Origin of the sequence: Psychrobacter pygoscelis, assembly GCF_004335015.1 — a bacterium.
GTDB lineage: Bacteria > Pseudomonadota > Gammaproteobacteria > Pseudomonadales > Moraxellaceae > Psychrobacter > Psychrobacter pygoscelis.
On record NZ_RQRU01000001.1, the window covers coordinates 612,630 to 636,362 of the forward strand.

Annotated in this window: 13 protein-coding genes; 2 read left to right on the forward strand and 11 right to left on the reverse strand. The window is 45.0% G+C overall.

The features are described from left to right. Positions 1-8 precede the first annotated feature (8 nt). The 8 genes from EGV92_RS02480 to EGV92_RS02515 form a co-directional block, all read right to left on the reverse strand. Positions 9-1,277: a glycosyltransferase gene (locus EGV92_RS02480; protein ID WP_131667625.1), complete on the reverse strand. Its 1,269-nt coding sequence runs from the start codon at positions 1,275-1,277 to the stop codon at positions 9-11. Positions 1,278-1,559: 282 nt separating this feature from the next. Then, positions 1,560-3,611: a glycosyltransferase family 2 protein gene (locus EGV92_RS02485; protein ID WP_165525539.1), complete on the reverse strand. Its 2,052-nt coding sequence runs from the start codon at positions 3,609-3,611 to the stop codon at positions 1,560-1,562. Positions 3,612-4,862: 1,251 nt separating this feature from the next. Next, positions 4,863-5,780 carry a uroporphyrinogen-III C-methyltransferase gene (gene cobA / locus EGV92_RS02490; RefSeq protein WP_131667627.1) on the reverse strand — a complete coding sequence of 306 codons (918 nt, stop codon included), beginning with the start codon at positions 5,778-5,780 and terminating at the stop codon, positions 4,863-4,865. Between the two features lie 142 nt (positions 5,781-5,922). Next, positions 5,923-9,246, reverse strand: a complete 3,324-nt coding sequence (locus EGV92_RS02495) for a nitrate reductase (protein WP_131667628.1) — start codon at positions 9,244-9,246, stop codon at positions 5,923-5,925. Between the two features lie 2 nt (positions 9,247-9,248). Beyond that, a complete protein-coding gene (locus tag EGV92_RS02500; protein ID WP_242678569.1) occupies positions 9,249-10,796 on the reverse strand; it encodes an NAD(P)/FAD-dependent oxidoreductase in 1,548 nt (515 codons plus the stop codon). 27 nt (positions 10,797-10,823) lie between these two features. Further along, positions 10,824-13,034 (reverse strand): bifunctional protein-serine/threonine kinase/phosphatase, encoded by a 2,211-nt coding sequence (locus tag EGV92_RS02505; RefSeq protein WP_242678570.1) that lies wholly within the window; start codon positions 13,032-13,034, stop codon positions 10,824-10,826. Between the two features lie 32 nt (positions 13,035-13,066). Then, positions 13,067-14,566, reverse strand: a complete 1,500-nt coding sequence (locus EGV92_RS02510; protein ID WP_131667629.1) for a NarK family nitrate/nitrite MFS transporter — start codon at positions 14,564-14,566, stop codon at positions 13,067-13,069. A gap of 710 nt (positions 14,567-15,276) precedes the next feature. Continuing rightward, positions 15,277-15,948, reverse strand: a complete 672-nt coding sequence (locus EGV92_RS02515; protein WP_131667630.1) for a hypothetical protein — start codon at positions 15,946-15,948, stop codon at positions 15,277-15,279. A 752-nt stretch (positions 15,949-16,700) separates the two neighbouring features. Between EGV92_RS02515 and nirB the strand changes: the two genes are divergently transcribed. Then, on the forward strand, positions 16,701-19,412 hold the full coding sequence (nirB, locus tag EGV92_RS02520; protein WP_278248241.1) for a nitrite reductase large subunit NirB: 2,712 nt from the start codon (positions 16,701-16,703) through the stop codon (positions 19,410-19,412). Positions 19,413-19,746: 334 nt separating this feature from the next. Continuing rightward, positions 19,747-20,166, forward strand: a complete 420-nt coding sequence (nirD, locus tag EGV92_RS02525; protein WP_131667631.1) for a nitrite reductase small subunit NirD — start codon at positions 19,747-19,749, stop codon at positions 20,164-20,166. 145 nt (positions 20,167-20,311) lie between these two features. Here the strand turns inward: nirD and EGV92_RS02530 are convergent, their stop codons facing one another. From EGV92_RS02530 to EGV92_RS02540, 3 genes are all read right to left on the reverse strand, one after another. Next, complete coding sequence (locus tag EGV92_RS02530; RefSeq protein WP_131667632.1) at positions 20,312-20,734, reverse strand: GNAT family acetyltransferase; 423 nt, start codon at positions 20,732-20,734, stop codon at positions 20,312-20,314. Between the two features lie 110 nt (positions 20,735-20,844). Next, positions 20,845-21,990, reverse strand: a complete 1,146-nt coding sequence (locus EGV92_RS02535) for a glycerate kinase (RefSeq protein WP_131667633.1) — start codon at positions 21,988-21,990, stop codon at positions 20,845-20,847. 42 nt (positions 21,991-22,032) lie between these two features. Next, the gene (locus EGV92_RS02540) at positions 22,033-23,397 is read right to left on the reverse strand and encodes a GntP family permease (RefSeq protein WP_131667634.1); all 1,365 of its coding nucleotides are present in this window, start codon (positions 23,395-23,397) and stop codon (positions 22,033-22,035) included. Positions 23,398-23,733 lie beyond the last annotated feature (336 nt).

Sequence of the window (23,733 nt, forward strand, 5' to 3'; positions counted from 1 at the left end):
AATGATGCCTAAACAGCCTGCATTTGACTGCTATTCTCAGCCCTAACTAGTGGCATTGTTGCCAAGGCTGTTGATGCTCCTAGCTCATGATAATCTGAACCATCCTGACTAAGAGTACGCTGATACAAGCTAAGGTATCCAGATACCATAGCCTCTACTGAGCAGAATCTCTCAGCGCGCCTGCGACATGCCGCTCTTGATAGATGGCCAACTTGCTCAAATGCAGCGATAAACTCATCCCTAGCAAGCTTGGGGACGATAATACCGACGTCGTCTGAGAGTATCTCGCGCCCTGCTCCAACATCAAAGGCGATCACCGGCGTTCCGCAAGCAAGGCTCTCGGCCAGTGTCAAACCATAAGGCTCATCCCAGGTACTGGTAAACAACATAGCGGTCGATCTGGTCAGCTGCTCATTGATTTGCACCTTACTTAAATGTCCCACATACGTCAGTAGGCCGCGACCACCTGCCTCGGTGGCATCTTCTGCTAGTAAGGGCGCCACTTCCGCATCAAAATACTCTTGATTACTTCTTGGCCCTGCAATGATCAGCCGCTTATTCGCGGCCAAACAATACTGCATCGCAAGGTGCGTCCCCTTCTCTGGGCAAATACGACCAAACCAAAAATAACACTCGTCCTCTATAGGCATAGTATTGGCACTAAAGGAAGCCACATCTACGCCATTATTCACGACGATAGAAGATACAAACTCTTGGTATAACCGCTGCTGAAAGCGGCTAATACTCGTAAACTGCGTGTTAGTCCCATATTGTAGCGTCAACAAGGCAATTCGCAGATGGGCAAAGATAGGCGTGTGAAAGGTCGTTATCATCCGCTTACCTAACGCTTGACCACTCAGCATCGGGACATGATGTAAGCTATGGTTATGAACAATATCAAAGCGCTGCCCCTGCCCTTTAGCGCCGCTATCGATACCAGTCCCCTCGATAATCTCACGCATGACATCTTGATAGATATGATATTGAAATAGCTCATCACGGCTCATGCCCAAGGAGACGTGTTCGTTTGGGTAGATTTGTGCCTCAAAGCTTTCTCGCGACATCAAAGGGCGCAGGCGAGCGTTGGTTTGGCTGGCTTCGTGTGCGAATAATGTCACCTCATGACCACGCTCAGTGAGCGCATCGCATAACAGCTGAGTGATCATCTCTAAACCGCCAGCATAAGGCTCAGCGATGGGATAAAGCGAATGTGCAATAATAGCAATGCGAAGTGGTCTATCAAGCATAGAGGACTGGGTATTTTGATTCTTCTTCATAACTCTCTGTCTGTTTCTGTGGTCTTATGATTAGCGGGATTCGTAGAAGGCGTTTATGCAGCGTCATATACTGACTTAGACCTAGTTCCGAATTATTCTAGCTTGCGGCGCAGCTCCTAAGAGATCACGCCAGAGGTTTCACAACCTCCTCTAGCTTCACTCGGATAGTGTTTAGAAGGCCTGTATAGACAAACGCCATCTAGACAAAACACCAGTAGTGGATAAAAACCAACAGCATCAATGTCGCTCAATGCCGCTTGTTGTTTGTTTGAAGCAGTGTATTTAGGCAACCTTTGGATCAGAGCCTAATCGAGAGCCTTTAGAGTTATACTGAGGGTTAGCGTTATCAGGTATCGCTTGAGCACAAAAAGCAGAATTAGCTTGGCTGGTAGACTGTTGGTGCATCACCTCCGAGTCGCTAACTGCTACCTTAGCGCTTGACCCTACAAAATTTGCGATGATAACCCAACCCGCCATCAGCTTAATCATCAATAAGCTAAGCGCGCACACCAGTAACGCTAAAGAGTGCCGTCTCACTAAAATTGCCGTCAAGACATTCAGCACAATTAATAGCTTAGGCGTTACCCAAATATTAGTCATAATAGACTTTAACCGTGATTGTGATGTCCCGTGCTTCGGTGTACAAATAAAGGGTTTTTGCTGTCCCCAAAGTACAGGTAGCCAAGACAATGCACCATGCTCCCAAAAATTTAAATGCACAAGCCACATTCGTAACCTAGCATCTAAAGGCTTAATAGCGGACTTGGAGCGAATAGTAGTATGTGCTGACCTGCCCGGTGGTGAGCTTTTTCTATTGCTTTCTACTTCACCATCACCATCTTGCTTTCTACTAAAGCACTTATTAATAATGTTTACTAACCGTTTCGGCGCAAGTTTTGCTGCTGTACTCGCTAGCGTTTTTATTAGGCTTGTACGAATACTTCTATTTGTTGCAGGAGGCGCAGCTGACTGAGCGCCAGTGTTACGTTCGGGTTGCTGACTCAATGGCTCAGCAACTAATGGCCGAGTATCTCTTAAATACGCTACCAATCGCCGAGTTAAATAAAGAGCATAAGCAAGATAGCAGACGGTCAGTACTGTCAATACATGGGGAATAGCTTTGGGCTGGTTGCTTAGTTTGGCGATGGCCAGAGTAATTAATGCGGCCGAATGTAATCCTATAAATGGACCAGTGAAGTTCACCCAAGCGGTCAACTGTGATAAATGCGCCCTAATATGCGCCACTTTAGTAGCGAAGCTTAGAGCTAAAGGAGCCTGCACATCTGAGACCCCCTGATTGCAATCATATTGAGCAACGATTGACGTCTTTAACTGAGATTGAGAGAAGAAATGCGTACGAGAATGAGAGGAGCGGCGCAGATAAAGAGCCAGTACTTGCATATTGCCGTAGATCCAGCGCTGACGCTGACAGATAAGGTCACTCATGGTCTGAGGCAACAACCCTGTTGCAATTACTTCAGGGATGAATTGGCTACGCGCCCCTTGCCGATGCATCAGAATACCCATTTGCGCATCTTCAGTGATCGAGGCCCCTGACCATCCTCCAAGTTGCTCTAACATATCCTTTTTAATGACCGCAAACGTACCCGTTGATAACGCATAGTAACGATTCAACCCGCGACTAATATGATAAGTAAAATAGTGGTTTAACTCGCTATGAATGTCTGGCTTATCAGTATCTCGATAATACTGCGGAAACTGCAATAAGGCATGATTAGGATTCTGCTTTATCGCCTCAATGATCCGTCGCCGCGCTGTAGGTAGCGCTTGATAGTCGCTATCAACGACCACGATATACTCACAAGTAGTGTCGGTCATTTTTAGCGCAAGATTTAAAGCCCCAGCCTTAAACCCTGGAATACGATCCTGATGAATAAAACGCACTCGGAGCGACTTATCAAGTCCCTCACAATACGCTTGTAGTGGCTCATAAAGTGCTTTGTCATTATGATTATTATCGACGACAATGATCTCATCACTAGCACTTTTTATCATCAATAACGCAGCTATCGTCTCTAGCACCATATCGGTAGGCTCAGCCCGAGTCATAATATGAAAGCTAATACCCACTTGCTGCTCAGTCTTTTTTTGCAGACGCTTTAATACATAAGGCACGCTAAACGACGCTAAATTCCAAGCGGCAACTTTGTAGATCCTATTTTGATTACTATTATTTGCACCATCGTAATAATACTCTATAGCTTCGTAGAACAGGTTATTATTATTTATAAAATCAATAAGATAAGGAACAAATATTAAGATACTCGTAGGCATGGAGTAATGAAGATCGTTGTTCGAGATAAAAGCAGTCATGCCAAACCTCATTAAATAACATTATAAATTTAAGTAAATCAACAATCTATTTAACCTTAAAACCCATGGTAAAAAATATAATTATTAATCTAAGAGTCTATATTAGCTGTATAGTCATTGGTCAATGATATAGTCAATAAAAAATATAGTAGCTACGCATTAGATTTGTCGTGATATGAATATTTGTCGTGATATGAATGTAGATAAATAGCAAATAAAATCTATACCGAAAAACAAGCGTCTGAGATTTTAAGACTGGCAACTTCTTTATTGGCTCATTATAGTTGTGTCTAAATAAAAAAGAGTAAGCGGTATTAGAGTTGTAATATTTTATATATAATGTCGTGAAAAATCATGATCTCTGGTATCTAGAAATATTCAAAGCATAGAGTGAAACGAAGAGCTGTATAATTAGACTTTGGATTAAAACAAACTTATTCAATCCCTTAAATCAAATATTTAATATTAATTATTATTTCTATGGTTTCTAACGTACAAATTTTCTTTATACATTATAGTAATTGTATTCTTAATTTTAATACATCATTAAAATGTATCTATGGGTTGTATTATGTTATCGTTGGTAAATTTTGCATCCCAAATTTTAAAATAATATTCCAGTATGCTTAATCAAATAAATTAAATGAGATATTAACCTTATTATATATTTTTAATTACAAAATAAATTTCTTTACAATCTTATATACTTATACAGTCAGAAGGACAGCAAAAGAAGTAAGAATAACTTTAAACATAACACAGACATTCCTTTTTTTAGCCTACTGCAAGCATACTCGATAGAACCTATAAATAACCTGCCCCAGTATCACTGTGCTATTTTTAGATTGCATTCACCATAGTTAATCCTATTTAAAACTACTACATAAAAGAGTGGCTGATATAAATTTATTGGCTATAGTCGTGAGATGACTGAGACGGGCGTACATTTATTCCAGCGACTTTGTATCAAATCTAAAATGGATTGACTATATATTATTAGATGAAAATACGGATACGCTTGAGAACGCATTAATTTATGCTGATGGTTTTACGTTAGCTTTAGGGCGGATTATAGGTTGCTAGAGGTAGCCGTACGATAGCTGAGTACTAGCGCAAGAGGCGCTCAGCTATCATCGAGAGGGGGTTTGAGGTTTTGAATGCAGATAAGATAGCATTAATACTCTAACTCGTGGCTTAAGAGCTTATATCTAAGACCTGATATGACAACAAAGTCTGACTATATTATGCTTGTTAGGCAAGCGTTGCTGAATTTAAAGATGATACAGCGGTGTGAATATCATTACCACGCTGCTGCAAAACTTGGTCTAGGTTCAAAACAGGGCTGGCATTATCCGTCTCAGCTAAGTTAAAAGGCGCTAACTCACTATGCAAAGCGACGACATCGCCCATTATAAGTAGGGCGGGAGTGGGCAACTGAGCCTTGGATTGTTTGGCAGCGATATCTTTTAGCGTACCAATAAGAATTTGCTGCGTGGGTAGACTGGCATGACTGATAATGGCAAATGGAGTTTCAGCATCACGTCCCGCCGCTATTAAGCCCTTAGTCATCGCCTCTAAGCGGTGCAGTCCCATATAAAAGACAACCGTCTGTGTTGGATCGAGTAGCTCACTGTAGTCATTGTTTGGTACACCTGCCTTTTTACAAGCGGTGACAAACTTGACTGACTGTGCATGATCACGATGTGTCAGTGGAATACCTGTACGACTTGCAGCTGCACTAGCGGCGGTAATACCGGGGATAGACTCAAAGCGAATGCCATGACGCACCACTTCTTGTAGCTCCTCACCACCACGTCCAAAGATAAAGGGGTCACCACCTTTTAAGCGCACCACGCATTTACCGGCTAGAGCATGTTTAACCAATAGCTCATTGATGCCTTCTTGTGGTACGGCATGATTGTTTCGGCGCTTACCGACAAATATTTTTTCAGCGCTCATCGCACACATATCTAAGATATCTTCTGACACCAGACTGTCATAGAGCACCACCTCGGCTCGCTGCATGACACGAAGCGCCTTTAGAGTCAGCAATTCTGGGTCGCCTGATCCAGCACCGACCAAATGCACAGTACCGACAGCGCCAGTATGCAGCGTATCCGTTCGAGTTGAAGTCGTAGAGTCAGGAAGAATATTTGATAGTGTGGTCATGGCTGTTAGCTCCGAGCTTGTAGGGCAATCTTGCTAAGTACGGCCAAAGATGAAGAGTCATCTTACGAGGCACACTTAACAGCTTGCTAATGTACTACAAGGTGCAAACAACATGCCACCTACTCATCATCCCCCTTTTTGACTAAGCATATTCCGCAATTAACTCGTTAATTTGACCGACGCACGAACCGCAATTGGTCCCTGCTTGGCACTGCTTGCCTATCGCCTCTGCGCTATGGCAGTTATGCTCGGTAATGGCCTTGATAATAATATTCTCCCCGACCGACATACAAGAGCAAACCAGTGGCCCCGGATCGATATAACCACTGACAGGTCGTCCCGCCAATAGCCACTTAACTGATGGCACTTGGCTCATGTCAGTAAAGCAGCTGTCTAGCCAATACGGGCTTGGCAGCTGCTGATGGGTTGGCGCTATGAAGATGGCTAGCATTAGGGTCTTATTATCGGTACTGCTAGTACTATTATTAGCTTCCATATCTACGGTGTTTTGGAGCGTTTGAGGTGACTCAATTGGCGCGGTTTCTATTGGCCCACAGTCTTGCGTAGCGATAAAGCGCAGCTGACCTTGCGACTCATTGACCATAAAGGCTGTAGATAACGGCGGAGCGTCTATTTCTTCCGATTTAATAATGGCAGCCGCATTAGCAGTTTTAGAATTAATTTTAGTATGCTTTATACTGCCTGAGCGCTCTGAGGATAAGGCTTCCAACCACTGCTGCCAAAATTCAGGCTCAAGCCAAGCGCTACTAACCTCAGCTAATGGACTGGCGATATTAAATAAGACGCTGTCCTTTTGTCGAATTAGACTCCACGTTAACCCAGGCAGGCTAACTTGATCCGAACCGCTGTGAGTATCATTCTCGTCACTGAGCTTGACTAATAAAGTGCGTAAATGCACCACCATGGCGTCTTGCCAGTCTGGATGCACCAGAATTTTACCTACTGACTGCATGCGAGCTGGCGTAACACGAATGGCAGAGTTCTTAAGTTCAGGTTGGCTAGAATGAGGATCGACAACGGTAGGAATAACAGAACCAACACGGGCCAGACTGGCAAACGCGTCACTCCAGTGCATTGGCATAAACGCATCACCAACTCGCATGGTGTCACTGACGTCCACTTGCGCCATAATGTGACTGGCACTAGTGTTAGTTTGCAGTAACTCTTCACCTTCTATAGTGTCATATCTAGGGTCAATCTGCACGAAGTCTTGATCACTGACGCCCAATTGCTTCGCGTCTGTAGGATGCAAGGTCAGCGTCGGCATAGACTGTTGTTGATTCAGCTGCGGCGCCAATCCCGTCCGTGTCATGGTATGCCACTGATCCCGCAGCCTACCCGTAATAAGACGCAGATTGACAATAGCCTTAGTACTTTGCGCTTGTGTAGACGAGCTTTCAACCTTCTCGCGACTCTTTAAAGAGCTGTTTTTTGTTTTAGCTTGATGAAAATTGGGCGTACTGGCATTGTCGGGCGGGGTTATTGAAATAAACTGTGCTTTCGTGGTCGTACACGATTCATCAATTATATTAATGCGTGACCCACCCCATTGAAATGGCGGCAGGGCATCGTAGTCGACTGCGTTTAACAGTAGCTTTTCCTCACGATCTACAGTGCGATTGCCGGTAAAATCAGCCAGATCTTTAGCTAGGTTTAAATAGCGTGGGATACCTTGCTCACTACCAATTGCTTGGTCAGTTGACTCCTTATGATTCTGCCAAGCTGTTAGCGCCACATGCTCATTAAAGATCTCACTAGGGTGACTATAATCGAAGCCATCTAACCCCATTCGTTGAGCCACTTGCGAGAGAATCCACCAGTCAGGTTTGGCCTCGCCTGCAGGTGCTAATAGTGCTCGCTGTCTTGAAATACGCCGCTCTGAGTTGGTCACTGTTCCGGACTTCTCGCCCCAACCTTGGGCAGGGAGCACTATATCAGCACAGTCCACAGTATCGCTGTCTTTGGAGCAGTCTGAGACGATCACTAAATCGCACTCGCTTAGTGCGCGGCGAAACTTATCCGCTTCAGGTAGGCTAACTACTGGGTTGGTTGCCATGATCCAGATGGCTTTGATCCGGCCATCCAAGATGGCATCAGCGGCATCACAGGCTTTGACCCCATGTTCAGCGTTAATCACTTGCGGTGCTTGCCAAAAGTCAGCTACTGCCTGCCGATGCTCCGTATTATCTAAGTCCAGATGAGCTGCGAGCAAATTGGCAAGAGCGCCGACCTCTCTGCCTCCCATGGCATTGGGCTGACCCGTTAAGGAGAACGGGCTGGCCCCTACTTTTCCAACTCGTCCGGTTAGCAGGTGGGTATTGGTAATGGCGTTGACTTTATCAGTACCACTGCTTGATTGGTTAACCCCCATACTAAAGGCAGTGACGGTCTTAGGGTTCGCTGCTACCAATTCGTAAAACTGACGAATTATCTCCGCGTCTACTTGGCAAGCTTTAGCAACTGCCTCGATTGACCAATCCTTGGCAGCAGTTAGCGCCGCCTCTAAACCTTGACAATGCTTGGCGTAGTCAGTATCACGGCAACCTCGCTGCTCTAGATAATTCAGCAAACCATTGTAGAGATGAGTATCGGTACCTGCCGCGATGGGCAAATGAAGGTCGGCGAATTCGCAAGAGCCCGTACGCCTAGGGTCGATCACCACCAGCTTAATATCTGGATTGGTCTGCTTGGCCTTTAAAAAACGCCCAAACAATATAGGATGACACCACGCCATATTGGAGCCAACCAATACCAACAGCTCACAAGCTTCTAAATCTTCGTAATTGCCGGGTACTAGGTCTGCACCGAAAGCACGCTTATGCCCTGCCACCGCTGATGACATACATAGCCGTGAGTTTGAGTCGATATTATTATTGCCGATGAAGCCTTTGATGAATTTATTGGCGACATAATAGTCTTCGGTCAGCAGCTGACCTGACACATAGAACATCACACTATTACGGCCATGCTCCATAATCGTATCGTTTAAGCGCGTGGCAATGTCATCGAGGACCACGTCCCAATCCGCAGGTGTAGTCGCCGATTTAACAGGGTTAATTTGGGATTGCGTGGCTGGTAAATTAGAATCAATCGGGGTGTGCCCACGTATTTTTTTATAATAGTAGCTTTGATTGTAATAAGGTTGAGTAATTCGGCGCTCAACGCCTAATGTCTCTGCTAGGGCGCTACCCTTAGAGCACAGCTTGCCAAAGTTGGCCGGATGATCGGGGTCACCTTTCACACTCACGCCACCAGAATTTTGATCGACAGTAGCTAATACGCCGCAGCCGACACCACAATAAGGGCAGGTGGTACGAATGGTTTTGACGTTTGTTTTTTGGGCCATACCTTCTTTATCAGATAGCGCTAAAGTATCAGAAAGGGTTACCGTAGCGATACTTTGAGCTTTGATCTCGGGTGTTTCTTGTTCAATAACACAGTTCATAGTTATACTACCTCCTTTAGTTGCTCAGAGCTCGCCTCATCTGCTGAGTCTGTCACTGCCAAGGTATTATTGTTCTTTGCTACTGAATCGCTCTCTGCTTGTTTGGGCATGACTAAAGCCACATCATCCTCTTGCAACGCCTGCAAATCGCAATACGCTTCCCCGTAAATAAGATCATCTTTAACAGTCGTAATATCTGTTTGCTCGGTAATTAATTGACTGTAAAAGCCGCCTTCTGTTACCTCGCCGTATAACACCGCGCCAACAAGCCTATTATCTTTAATATAAAGGCATTGGTAATGATCGCTATCAAGTTGCCGGTAGACAATGGTCTCCACCTCATCGCGCTCCGCCTCATCAAAGGCTATCTGACCAGCTGAAAATGCAGAGACGCCTGAGACTTTGAGCTTTAGCGATAGCGGCTTGCTGACATAAGGCTGCCAGCTTTCTTTGCTGGAGCTTAAAACGGTGACTAGAGTATCAACCTGCTGATTGACTGGCGCAACCATACCAAACAGCTCTTCATTAAGCTCAACACACTCCCCTATGGCATAGACGTTAGGGGCGCTGGTATGCATACAGTCATCGACAACGATGCCGCGATTAACCTCAATACCGCTATCTTTTGCCACCACCGTATTGGGCACCACCCCGACAGCCATCACGATGAAGTCTGCGGGAATTCGGCGACCATCGTTCATCATCAGCCCAGTCACGTCACCTGCATCATTGACCTCTATACTCTTAGACATGGCTGAGACCTCCAAACCAACGTCACGTCTGGCTAATTCGGCTTGAAGTAGCTCAGCAGCAGGCAGATCCAGCTGTTGATTGAGAACGTAGTCATCAACATGAATTACGGTCATTTTTCCGCCTTGCTTGGCGAGGGCGCAGGCCGCCTCTAATCCTAGAACACCACCACCAATTACCAGCCCTGTCTTGCCCTGCTTTGCATATTCAGTCAAGGCTGTTACGTCTGCCAAGTCACGAAAAACATGAACGGCTTTGGCATCGTGATTGGGAAAGGGAATGACTTTAGCTGTAGAGCCAGTTGCCAGTACTAGCTTGGCATAACTGAGCACCTGACCATCATCCAATGTTAGCCGCTGATGCTGGGTGTCAATCGATGCCACGGCCACGCCTGCAATAACATGGATGCCTAGCGCTTTGTAGTCAGACTTATCATACAAATAAGTCGCGTCAAACTCCTTCTCTCCAGCCAATACAGGAGACAGCATAATTCGGTTATAGCCAACTTGTGGCTCCTTACTAATCAACGTTATTGAAAGAGCGTCATTGCTATCTACAGATTGCCAAGCGCGTGCCAGCTCTATCGCCAGACGGCTGCCTGCCATGCCTGCACCGATGATTACTACGCCAGCATCGGCTACCACAGTGTTGGGCAATTGAAATTCAGAGCTATCGGATAAAGAGTTCGTGGCAGTCGCATTAACAGTCGATGCGGCATGATTTTTAGCGTCATCGATTGATGAATCAGTGGGTGCAACAGTAGAGGGTGATGACATGGACGTAGCGGCGGCTTGCGACATGGTGAACCTTAGCCGCTCATAGCAGCATTAAGAAAAGGACAAAAGTCTTATCAATAAAATAATGATAATAATGCCTTGAATGAAGCAAATGCCGTGCCAGACCAGGAGTGGGTTCCGCTTAATCAACGGCTCCGGATCACTTAGTGTCGCTGAATTATCCGGATTAAAGTCTTGTAAAAATTCGCCGATTGCTTGATATCGAGCATTGGTATTGGAATGCAAAGCGCGCATCAACGCCTGCTGACTGGAAGCTGGTACTCGATGCTGACGCAGTAATTGGGCAGGTACGATCAAGGATTGAGAGGGATTCATCAACGCTTGTGAGCTAAAAGGTAGCTTCCCCGTCAGAAGCTCAAAGCCGATCACTGCTATTGAAAATAGGTCAGAATGCACTCCTTTTGGTGCATCGGTGTAGTATTCTGGTGCAGCATAATGCAGGTCGCCATTGGGCGGCCGAGTACTGTCTTTCAAAATGGACGAGCTGGCTGAACCAAAATCAATCAGTTTTACCGCACCAGACTTGGTCAGTAGGACATTTTCCGGCTTGATGTCTTGATGTAAGAGATAATTGCGGTGCATCACGCGCACCGCCATGCCAATCTTAGTGAGTAGATCGTGCGTTTGCCAGACATCACAAGGCGCATGCCGCTCTATAAAGGTACGCAGACTCTCGCCGTCGATATATTCGGTAAGGTGATATAGATAAGGTGAACTTGCTGGCACAGGATAGTAGCGCAGTAGTCCCGAGCTTGGAGCGGCTGGTGCACTATATTGACCAGTATCTTGCTCCATATTGAACAGCGAGGCAGTGCCTGAGTTAGCGGATAAGCGATTGGGATCATTTTGGTTATACGCTGTTTGGCCGGCACGCTGATATTTAGACAGACTAAGGCCAATTTTGCGCTCTTTTAAAAACTCACGTAGATAGTGACCATCGTCCACCGTATGCATGCTAGGAGCCTTTAGTACAAACTCATGCTTCGCATCATCGTGAACAAGATATACCTCGCTTCGAGCGGTACAAGCAATAACATCAACGACAGTAAAACCATCTATACTATCGCCTATTTGCAGCCCTGTCGGCAGCCGATATTGTGTCAGGTTACTGGCTGGATTTTCGCTAGTATTAACCACAACGCAACCTTCTAAACCTACTTCATTGGTTGAATCTGCCAGTCGTGATTGGGCGGTCATTCCCAGCAACACCACACTAAGATTGTCGTTACTGCCAGCTTCAAAAGCTTGATTGCACAGCTTTTTGCTAATCTGACAACTTAATAGCTCAGCGTTTAGGCGACTGGGCGTGGCAAATAGCTCAGTGCTATACGTGCATAAATCAAACTGCATCTCGATAGGATCAATACTCTCATAAACCCCATCGGTCATAAGCGCTAAGCACTCATTTTGGTGTAAAGTAAACACCGTCTGCTGCAGATCGATATCGGTATCAGCGCCAAGCGCTGCGGATAAGGCCCCTTTATCCTGACCATGGTGGATTCGGTAATCCGTCGTTAGTATCGTTAAGCTATTTGCAGTCACGCGATAAATTCGCGAGTCCCCAGTATGAAACAGGTGAATGCGATCACCAATACACAGCACACCAGACAAGGTAGATAACAAGGGTGGCACGCGCTGATAGGCTTGCGAGAAGTAAAGCGAATCGTTGGCTTTGTTTACCGCCAATTGTATCAAGCTCGCCACTTGCTCATCATCAAAGCTCATAGAGTCAGTATAGTCATGACCTTTATTGACAGCTTTCCTATTCACTGTTTGCGCTTGCTTTGAAGCTAAGCCATTAGTGGCGTTTTGCAGTTGATATGATGTTGAGTCTGAGTCTGCAGGCGACGTCTGACTTTGCGACTCGGCCAGTTGTGCTAATTCTTGCGTTATCTTATGCGCGATGGTATTGATTGCCAATCGACTGGCTTGCTTGGGGAACTGACACGCACTTACCCCATCAGCCAATAAGACAAGTATCGGATGCTGACTAGGTGTTAGCCTGCGTAGCGTATTATTATTGCCGCTGCTATGAAGCTCTGGTAGGCAGGTGGTAATCAGAACACTATCTTGATTTTCTGACTTGCGTCCTGCTACAGAATATAAGTCAAACCACCACAGTGCATCACTAGCACTGTGGTGGTTTGGGAGTTCGTCTAGGACTTTTGAGACTCGCCTAGACTCCAAATCAGACGTTAAGTTAGGCTCTTGGCTAAGTTTTTGACTAACAGTTGCGTTCAAAATAAGTCCTTATGTAATGCTCCAAAGCTCAATTAACTGACCTTGATTTCGGCAAAGCTACCATCTGGCATCTCTTCTAAGATGACGCCTTTAGGCTCTTTTAGGAAGAATAGGGCAATGAAACCAACAACGGCTGTCACTGCTATCACCATAAAGAACACTTTATACGACACGAGACTTAAAATCGTTAAGTAAACTACTGAGCCGACATTACCATAAGCGCCGGTCATGCCAGCGAATTGACCTGTCATACTGCGCTTGATAAGAGGAATCACTGCGAATACTGCACCCTCGCCTGCTTGTACAAAGAATGAGCAGAACATAGTAATTAATAGCGCAAGGGCTATTGGCCAAGTGGAATCTACGATACCCATTAAGAAGTAGCCTAATGCTAATCCTGCCGTGAGAATCAGTAAGGTAATCTTGCGACCGAACTTATCACTGAGCCAGCCGCCGCCCGGACGCGACATGAGATTCATAAAAGCATACGACGAGGCCAGTAGCCCAGCCATCACCACAGACACCTCAAAAGTCTCAAGGAAGAACAACGGCAGCATGGATACGACGGCAAGCTCTGAACCAAAGGTCGCAAAATACAAGATATTCAAAATACCGACCTGCTTAAAGTCATATCGGTGAGCTTCTGGCACCTCATTAATAAAGACGTCTTGGTTAAAGCGGTAGCTGGTAATAAATTCATAAATGTATAAAACACCAAGACCAAGATAGACCATATTGACCGCAGACTGCGTTAACAAGCTTACGCCCGCAGGAGACAGCTTCCATGCTAATAGTGCCAATGCCAAATACATTGGCAACTTAAAGACCATCATGAGCCAAAAGTCGCTTTTTGAAGTGACAGTCATCGCGCCAGACTTTTTAGGTTTAAAGTAAGTCGCGCCTTTGGGTGTATTGCGAACAAACTTATAGAACAGCACACTATAAAGCATCATCACGACGCCAGAGGTGGCACAGGCATAGCGCCAACTATTGTCTCCACCAAAGTAAGCGGCAAAGCCGACAGCAAGCGTCGGCAAGAGCATGGCGGCTGCAGCTGAACCGAAATTACCCCAGCCGCCGTAAATGCCCTCGGCTGCACCAAGCTCACTGGCAGGGAACCAGTCACTCATCAAGCGGATACCGACCACAAAGCCTGCACCGACAAAGCCAAGTAAAAAGCGTGATAACGCTAGAGTATTGTAGTCTTGCGCAAAGGCGAAGGTGAAACAGGGAATCGCGCCGATAGCGAGAATGGCGGCGTAGACGATGCGCGGACCGAAACGATCCGTCAGCATGCCAATGATGACGCGAGCCGGAATCGTCAAGGCGACGTTAAGGATTAGTAAGGTTTTGACTTGATCTTTACTCAAGTTCATGCTCTCGCCAATCGCTGAGAGAAATGGTGCGTGGTTGAACCAGACAAAGAAGGTGAGGAAAAAAGCCATCCAGCCTAAATGGAGGATTTTATTTTTGCCTGCAAAGGATAAGACGTTGAGCTTACCTCCTGAAGATTCGGGGACTGATGATGACATAGATGACTTCCTTGGATTGGCTAAGTTTAGCTATGGTTAACTATTTGCTCATTCTCTAAAGTGAGGAACGCAATAGTTATGATAACTAGAGCTTTGCAATGCCTATGCCATCTGCTAATTTTTGTGTGGAATTAATTCATCGTTGTCGTGGGGCTTCAAAGTAGATTGTAGAAACAATTTTTTTGAATTTATAGGGTATAGTACATACATTTAGGCGCTATTAGCTAAACTTCTAGAGTCTAAATATTGGATATTGTGATGTCGATGGATTGTTGTTAAACCTTTAGCCAACCTACCTTTGATAGCATCCCTCCCCTATTCATAGGCACTAGGAGCTTAACTTAAATTACCTATGATTGGCTAATCTTAAATCGGAGGTTTTTGCGGCCTACCGTATGCCTTTATGTAGGTTAATAAAAATAAAGGTTATTAATTATTGAATTGAGTGACTAATGTTGACAACAATAACTTATCGATTGACTAAGTTGGGGCGTTAAAAAGTGGCTTAAGGTTAAAATTGCACCAAATTGTGTTCAATCTGACCCAATATATGGCAATTATCGAACATATAGTCGGTCTTAACAGCCACAAGACTAAATATATTACTAATACTCATATTAAACCTTATAGAATTTTAACCTTATATTAAAACTAATGAATGGATAGTTGGAAAGATCAGCTATAAGTTATTAAGTAGTAGCTAAATATAGTTAACACTCTATATCATCTGGCTCTAGAACAACATAATCAATAATTTTAGTTGTCTCCTCTATTTCGTTAATTTTTTTTATCACGTCTATATAGAAGTAAATTAAAAATATAAGCTCAAATACATATAATACTCCTGTATTATAATACTCATAAGTAAAGAAGCTATTACCCTGATATGCATCTAGTGTACTGAATACGAATCCCGCCATACTAGCTACAATAAGTAAAACCATTAGTTTCCTATGCTTCTCTAATGATTTTTCTTGCTCAAGAATACTCTTATTTATATGCTCAAGTCTATTTCTAGGTAGCATATGAAAACCACAAGGTAAATAGTTGAGCGACTGATGGATTTTACTCATATTAAATTTGCCATCAAATATTTCGTAAGCAGTAAGAACATACCTATTTTTTTCATAACTAGTTGTTGAACCTATACACTTCTCAAAATAAATTATTGAAAGCTTCTCACTTAAAATAACTCTAGTATCGTCATCAATATACTCTGAACTCAAAGCATCATTAAGATGACGGATTTTTATATTTTTTAAGTAACCAAAGGAATCAATAAACTTAGGAATATATAATACAAATAATATAATTCCAATCAGCACTAACCCAGAATAACCTAGATTATCCTGAATAAATTTGAAAAACTCAGTATCTATCAATGTATGCCCACCTTGTCATAATACTATTCTTATCACAGTCATTAAAAACGGTATTTAATTTTAAGATAATTTATACGTAAATTAAACATAAAACTCACTACTCTATTTATTATTTAATTAAAACCCATAATCTTACTGATTTATTTTTTTCATTAAATTCATATATAGTCAATCCATTTTAGATTTGATGCAGAGTCGCTAGGATGAATTTACGCTTGCCTTAGTCATATTATGACTTCTGGCCAGTAAATTTATACTAGTGACCCATTTACGTACCAGTTTTAGAGAGGATTGACTATATACAGATTATGACTGATTCTCTCACTTTCGAGACTGATAACTAGAAATATATTATAGAAGTAGGATTAAATTGTAGAGATAAGCTGGGCATTTTGCCCAGCTTTTTATTGTCCGAAACTAAAGTCTAAAGCGATGGTCGTTTTGAGCGGTATGTTTGCCTTGGGGAGCGGTTTAGCCCTGATGGCAGATACAAGCGGACAGCAGGATTAGCTCCAACATCTCAATATGTCAAAACTCCATTCTATTAATAGCCATTTACCCTCGCTGTCTGTCGTTTCTGCATACCTTCTGCCCTTTGTTTGTCTATAAAGAATAAGCTACCAGTCACCCATAGCAGGTGCTTGGCACGATTATTGAATGCCTTATGTTAGGCAACTGTCTATGGTGATTTGAATCAGGGTGAATTGAGTCAGTAGCTCTACGACAGCCACCCCCTAACAAAGGATACAATTATGAGCAGCTCCGTCGATACCAGCGCAATGTATAACCCAAAGACCGCCGAAACTACGGCAAACACTAGCGCAGTTAATAGTGTAGATAGCAGCGCCAGTGTGAATAGCAGCCCTGATAATAATCAGAGTGCGGCTAACAAAGGTGCTGTAAAGCAAGGCAATTTGGTCGTGATTGGTAATGGTATGGTCGGTCATCACTTTATTGAAAAGGCCATCGAGCAAGGACTGCATGAGCAATATGATATCCATGTGTTCGCCGAAGAAGACCGCCCTGCTTATGACCGCGTGTATCTGTCGAGCTACTTTGAGCATCAGGATGCAAGCAAGCTTAATTTGGTCGATCTAGCTACCTATGAAACTGCCAATGTTAATCTGCACTTAAATCAGGAAATTGTCGATATTGATTCGGCTAGTAAGACGATTACGACCAAAGCAGGCGAACGGATCGACTACGCTGAGCTGGTACTGGCGACGGGGTCGTATCCCTTTGTGCCGCCCATTGAAGGTAAAGACCATCCGCATTGCCATGTGTACCGCACCATTGCTGATTTGGATGAGATACTGGCGATCGCTGAGCTGCCTAAAGTGAAGAAAGGCGTGGTCGTGGGCGGTGGATTGCTCGGCCTAGAAGCGGCGAAAGCACTGGTTACGCTAGGGCTTGAGACTTATGTGGTGGAGTTTGCGCCGCAGCTGATGGGCGTTCAGCTAGACCCTGCTGGCGGCGAGATACTAAAGCAGAAAATCGAAGCCCTTGGAGTGACGGTATTAACAGGTAAAAATACCAAGCAGATCACCCATAACAACAGTGTGCAGAGCGAGGAAGATAACTATCTGACAATGGAGTTCACCGATGACACCTCGCTAGATACCGATATGATCGTGTTTAGTGCCGGTATTCGGCCGCAAGATGGCATCATTAAAAACAACCCTGAGTGCGGCATAGAGCTGGGTGGTCGTGGTGGTATCTTGATCAATGAGAAGTGCCGCACCAATGCTGAGCATGTCTATGCCATCGGCGAATGTGCAGTGTGGGACAACAAAGTATTTGGCTTGGTTGCCCCCGGCTACAACATGGCGAGTATCTGCGCCGCACAAATCGCAGGCGATACTGAGCAAACCTTTGAAGGTGCGGACATGAGCACCAAGCTCAAACTGATGGGCGTGGAGGTCGGCAGTATCGGTGACGCGCATGGCAAGACCCCGGGCAGCTTGACCTATCTCTATCAGAACCCGAAAGAAGGCGTGTATAAAAGACTCGTCACTACCGAGGACAATAAGAAACTGCTCGGTGCGGTACTGGTTGGCGATACCGAAGACTATAACAACCTATTGCAACTGTTCCTCAATGACATTGAGCTACCCGCTCATCCTGAAAGCCTGATCTTGCCCAACGTCGAAAAGCCTACGATGGGCATCGAGAACCTACCTGATTCGGCGACGATTTGCTCTTGCTATAACGTCACCAAAGGCGATATCTGCGCGGCGGTCGAGGGCGGCGCGTATTCCATGGCTGATCTTAAAGCTTGCACCAGTGCCGGTACGGGCTGTGGTGGTTGCGCCCCAATGGTCAAAGACACTTTGAGCTATCAGCTAGAGGCCCTAGGCTTTGAGGTCAATAATGACTTATGTGAGCACTTTGCCTACTCGCGCCAAGACTTGTATAGCTTGGTTCGGGTGCATGAGATTAAAACCTTCGATGAGCTACTAACCAAGCATGGTAGCGGCCGAGGCTGTGAGATTTGCAAGCCAGCTGTCGCGTCCATCTTATCGTCGTGCTGGAACGATTATGTCCTCAAACCTGAGCTGGCCCCGCTACAAGAAACCAACGATTACTACTTAGGTAACATCCAAAAAGATGGCACTTATTCGGTCGTACCCCGCGTACCCGGTGGCGAGATTACTGCTGACAAGCTCATCGTCCTCGGTCAAGTCGCCAAAGACTATAACCTTTATACCAAGATTACTGGCGGTCAGCGCGTCGACCTATTTGGTGCAAGGCTTGAACAATTGCCGGACATTTGGGAGATATTGGTGCAAGCAGGCTTCGAGACGGGGCACGCTTATGGTAAGTCGCTGCGAACCGTCAAGTCTTGTGTCGGTAATAACTGGTGTCGCTATGGCGTCGATGACAGCGTCGGCCTCGCCCTAAGATTAGAAGATCGCTATAAAGGCGTACGCTCTCCGCACAAAATCAAGATGGGCGTGTCAGGCTGTACTCGCGAGTGTGCCGAAGCGCAGAGTAAAGACTTCGGTGTCATCGCAACCGAAAACGGCTGGAACCTCTTCGTCTGTGGTAACGGCGGCATCACCCCGCGCCATGGCGAACTGTTTGCTACCGATCTCGATACCGAAACGCTGATCAAATATATCGACCGCATCATTATGTTCTATATTAAAACGGCAGATAGATTGCAGCGCACCTCTAAATGGCGCGAAAGCTTAGAAGGCGGTCTCGAGTACCTACAATCCGTCATCATCGACGATAGCTTAGGCCTCGCTCAAGAGCTGGAAGATCAGATGCAGCTGCTCATTGATAACTATGTCTGCGAGTGGAAAGAGACCATCAACGACGCTGAGAAACTCAAACGCTTCCGTCATTTCGTCAATAGCGAAAAAGGCGATGACAATGTGGTGTTCGTCGAGGAGCGTGAGCAGATTCGCCCTGCCAAGCCTGAGGAAAAGGCTGCGATTCAAGTGATTGAGTTGGCCTAAATCCCTCCCCAGCCCTCCCTTTTCTAAAGGATGAACGAGGATAAGTAAGTGTCCAGTGGACGGTTACTCGAAGTGCAAGTCGGAGAGCTGCAATCGTAGTAGCTGGAAAGAAATTTTTCTACGCCAGATAATCGAGTAACCATTACTTTTTAAAGGACAGGACTTCTCACCATTTCAGAAATTCCCTTTGGAAAGCAGTGCTTCTCACAAATTTAAAATCCTCCTCTTGCGAAGCAGTGCTTCTCACCTTTAAAAAGGGGGACTTTAAACCGCCTTTAAGGCTGGGAAGCGATTAACAAACGTCATCATAAATACGATAACCAAAGGATAACCTATGACTCAGCAAACCATTTGTAAATTAGATGATATTATCCCCGAAGCAGGCGTTTGCGCCTTAATCAGCACGGAAGCTGGTGACAAGCAAGTCGCTGTCTTTCGCACCAAAAAAGATGAACTGTTTGCCATAGATAACTTCGACCCTTTTAGCAATGCCAACGTCCTATCTCGTGGGTTAATCGGTGGCACGGTTGTGACGAACGAAGATGGTGTTGAAACAGACATCTTGTACGTGGCATCCCCTATTTACAAGCAGCGTTTTAACTTGGCCACTGGCCAATGCTTGGATGATGAGAGCGTTAAATTAGAGGCTTATGAGGTAAGTTTGGATGGAGATGCGGTGATGGTTGGCAGTGTGATCGAGAGTGAGGTTGAGCCTACTGAGACCATTAAGACCGCAGAAACTACTGAAGCGTAATCGTTATTGGATATATTATTCTCTACACAACCATTATGCCAAAGGCCATTTAACTTAGCGTTAGATGGCTTTTTTAAATGAAAATGGCTAATCTCTGTATAAGATACGGTGAATAAAGCTACTAAACTCCGCAAGCTGATACCCTTTAGTCCTTATCAGCTATTAATCTTTTACCCAGACTTACGACGTCATCAGACGCATAATCCAGCTTTCGGTAGAACTCTAAAACCTTATCATTGCTAGAGCGCACCACGATATTGAGCTTTGGGCAGCCTAACTTAATAAGCCTGTCTTCAATTTCACTCATAAGCTGCTTACCGATACCCCTTGCTTGATAGTCTGGTGACACCGCTAAGTAATAGACAGAGCCGCGATGACCATCGTACCCTGCCATCGCGGAGGCGATCACCTGTTCCTTATCTTCAGCCACTAGAAACAACTCAGGTTGAAACGCCATTTTCCTTGAAATGTCTTTGTCAGGGTCATTCCAAGGTCGCGTTAGGTCGCAGTCTTGCCAGAGTTGAATGATGGCTTGTCTGTCGGGCTCTTTGAAGGGTCTTATTGTCATGGTTTTATTTTAGGGACCTTACTTAACAATGTTAGCTCAATTATTCATGGTTTTATAATACTGGTAGAATTAATTTTATGTGTTTTGCAAAGTTGATACCTAATGAACCACTAATACATCACACTCATCATCTGCCCCAAGCGCATTGCTGCCGCGAGATTGGCTGCCGTCGTCTCGATATTGTCATAGGCATTCTCTAATACCTGTTGGATAGGTTCTATCTTTTGGATACTGGGCATGACTACCTCAAACTGGGTGGTTTGCGCCCGGTTCAACCCATCGACACTGCCGCAAATCGCCATGACTGGGACGCCATGTTGACGGGCTATTTGACTAATCCCGCCCGCGACCTTACCCATAGCGGTTTGTGTATCAAGCTTACCCTCACCCGTTATCACTAAATCAGCATTGGCAATATGCTCGGATAATTTAAGCGTTTCGGCTACGGTAGTAAAACCAGATTGTAGCTGCGCTGCGCAAAAACGCATTAAAGCAAAGCCCAATCCACCTGCTGCTCCAGCTCCTGCTATATTTTGGCAATCATCAAATCCTTGCTGCTGACACACTTGCGCAAAGTTATTTAATGCTTTATCAAGCTGCGCTACCTGCTCAAGACTTGCCCCTTTTTGTGGTCCAAAAACAGCGCTAGCGCCCAGCTCACCGCATAACGGATTGGTGACATCACAAGCAACTTCAAAGACCGCATTAGTAACGCCTGGGCTCAAGTCCGAGGTGTCTATTCGCGTTAGCTTAGCCAGCTCTGCACCGCCTTGGCTTAGTAAGTTACCTTGTGCATCATAAAACTTAACGCCTAAAGCACTTAGCATTCCTAGCCCAGCATCATTGGTAGCGCTACCACCCAAACCAATGATAATACGCTTTGCCCCTTCCGCTAAAGCATCGGCAACCAACTCGCCTACCCCATAGCTGCTAGTCGCTAAAGGATTTCTCTCTTCAGTAGTTAATAAATGCAGACCGCTAGCTCGCGCCATCTCAATCACAGCCGTACCTTCAGCTAATAGCAAATATTTAGCTTTAATCAGACGCATCAACGGGTCATGAACGGTAATTTCTTTCCAGCGCCCATCCAAAGCATAGGACAGCACATCAGAAGTCCCTTCTCCACCATCCGCCATCGGTAGCAATGTGTAGTCTGCATCGGCGAACACTTGACGAAACCCCGACTGGATAGCTTGGCAAACTTCGATGGCTTCTAGGCTCTCTTTGAAGGAGTCAGGGGCTATTAATATCTTCATAAAATACTCTTTTGATCTAAGGCTATTGAAGTCATGAAAGGATTAGATAAATACTAGCGTAAGCAACCAAATAAAGATAATACTGGTCACACCCTGAATCCCAGTCGCTACCGAGTGCGCTTTATAAGCTTGCGCTACGCTCATACGGCTAAACTGACTGACAATCCAAAAGAAGCTGTCATTGGCATGCGAGATGGTCATCGCGCCAGCACCAATGGCCATCACACAAAATACTCGACCAAGCTCACTATCTAGCCCAATTTGACCCAATAAAGGCGCTACCATCGCTGAGGTCGTCACCAAAGCCACAGTGGTAGAACCTTGCGCCGTTTTTAGCGCAGCAGAAACAATAAAGGGCATAAAGATACCTAGCCCTAACGCTGATAAGGTCGTGCCTAAATAATCACCTATAGGAGTTGCTTTGAGCATTGCACCGAAGGCACCCCCTGCTCCTGTAATCAATAGAATTGGCGCGGCCACAACTAACCCTTGCGAGATAGCATCGCTAATCTGCTGGGTTTTATCTTTGCTACCTTTATCAATTAATAGGAATGCCAAAAACAGACCGATAAGTAGCGCTGTCAACGGGTTACCTATAAATACCACTATGTCGACTAGCCTACCCTCACCAAAAGGTGCACTGGGTAGATTAGCTAGAGAGGAGAGGCAAATTAATAAGATAGGCACCACGATAGGCAAAAAAGCCATAGTCGCTGACGGCAACTTAGCATAATCTTCGCGGCCCTTTATATTTTCAGGCATAGCAGCGGCCAGCTTCTCTGCCTCATCTTCATTATCGGGAGCAATGCTCAAAAAGCGGTTAGACCAGAACCAGCCAGCCAAGACTGCCACAATGGTCACGACCAGACCGACCATAATAACCAGTCCTAAATTCGACTCTAAGCCAAGATTACCTGCTGCTGCAATAGGACCTGGCGTCGGTGGTACAAAGGTATGGGTGGCATAGAGTCCGGTCGCAAGAGCGATACTCATCGCCACGCTAGAGACCTGCATGCGCTTGGCCATAGACTCTTTTAACGAATTCAAGATGATAAAACCAGAATCACAAAAGACAGGTACGGAGACCACCATCCCCACGATTGACATGGTCAAGGTAGGAAAGCGTTTGCCTAATACCTTGATAACGGTCTCTGCCATGACAATCGCAGCGCCCGTTTTTTCTAAAATAAGTCCAATAATAGTGCCGAATACAATGACCAGACCGATATAACCTAAAATTCCGCCAAAGCCATCTGATATGGTCTTGGCTACAGTATCTAACGGCACTTGATAGAATAACGCTACCAAAAAGGCAGATAGTATTAGCACCAAAAACGGATGCCACTTTAGTTTTGCTGTGGCAAAAATAATAAAAAGAATGGTTAATACAAGCCAAAATACTATCATTACTACCTCTATAACGTTAACGTCTTATCCAAAATATAGGACATGATTAGAATTCGATCACGCCTCTGACAGAGACTTTTGTGAATTCTAAAAAGCCTCTAATTAGATACCAATAAATTCGATACAGGCTTATCTGTGCCACTGGAAATTTTTCACTGCTGATTTTATGCTAACGCATACCCAAAAGGAATGTCAGGACTGCAAAAATTCTCTCCGTCGCATGGTATCAATATTAAAGAGAGCCACCTACATCAATGCTGACGCTCTAATAAGACTCTGTAATTTGCCAATTCTATAACAAATACTGACAGTTGATAGATAATATTTATTAAAAGG

Excerpts from the sequence above, each read along its gene's own strand:
- nirD (WP_131667631.1), top strand. The coding sequence starts at position 19,747 with ATGACTCAGCAAACCATTTGTAAATTAGATGATATTATCCCCGAAGCA.
- EGV92_RS02500 (WP_242678569.1), bottom strand. The coding sequence starts at position 10,796 with ATGTCGCAAGCCGCCGCTACGTCCATGTCATCACCCTCTACTGTTGCA.
- cobA (WP_131667627.1), bottom strand. The coding sequence starts at position 5,780 with ATGACCACACTATCAAATATTCTTCCTGACTCTACGACTTCAACTCGA.
- EGV92_RS02530 (WP_131667632.1), bottom strand. The coding sequence starts at position 20,734 with ATGACAATAAGACCCTTCAAAGAGCCCGACAGACAAGCCATCATTCAA.
- EGV92_RS02540 (WP_131667634.1), bottom strand. The coding sequence starts at position 23,397 with ATGATAGTATTTTGGCTTGTATTAACCATTCTTTTTATTATTTTTGCC.
- EGV92_RS02535 (WP_131667633.1), bottom strand. The coding sequence starts at position 21,990 with ATGAAGATATTAATAGCCCCTGACTCCTTCAAAGAGAGCCTAGAAGCC.
- nirB (WP_278248241.1), top strand. The coding sequence starts at position 16,701 with ATGAGCAGCTCCGTCGATACCAGCGCAATGTATAACCCAAAGACCGCC.
- EGV92_RS02480 (WP_131667625.1), bottom strand. The coding sequence starts at position 1,277 with ATGAAGAAGAATCAAAATACCCAGTCCTCTATGCTTGATAGACCACTT.
- EGV92_RS02485 (WP_165525539.1), bottom strand. The coding sequence starts at position 3,611 with ATGACTGCTTTTATCTCGAACAACGATCTTCATTACTCCATGCCTACG.
- EGV92_RS02495 (WP_131667628.1), bottom strand. The coding sequence starts at position 9,246 with ATGAACTGTGTTATTGAACAAGAAACACCCGAGATCAAAGCTCAAAGT.
- EGV92_RS02510 (WP_131667629.1), bottom strand. The coding sequence starts at position 14,566 with ATGTCATCATCAGTCCCCGAATCTTCAGGAGGTAAGCTCAACGTCTTA.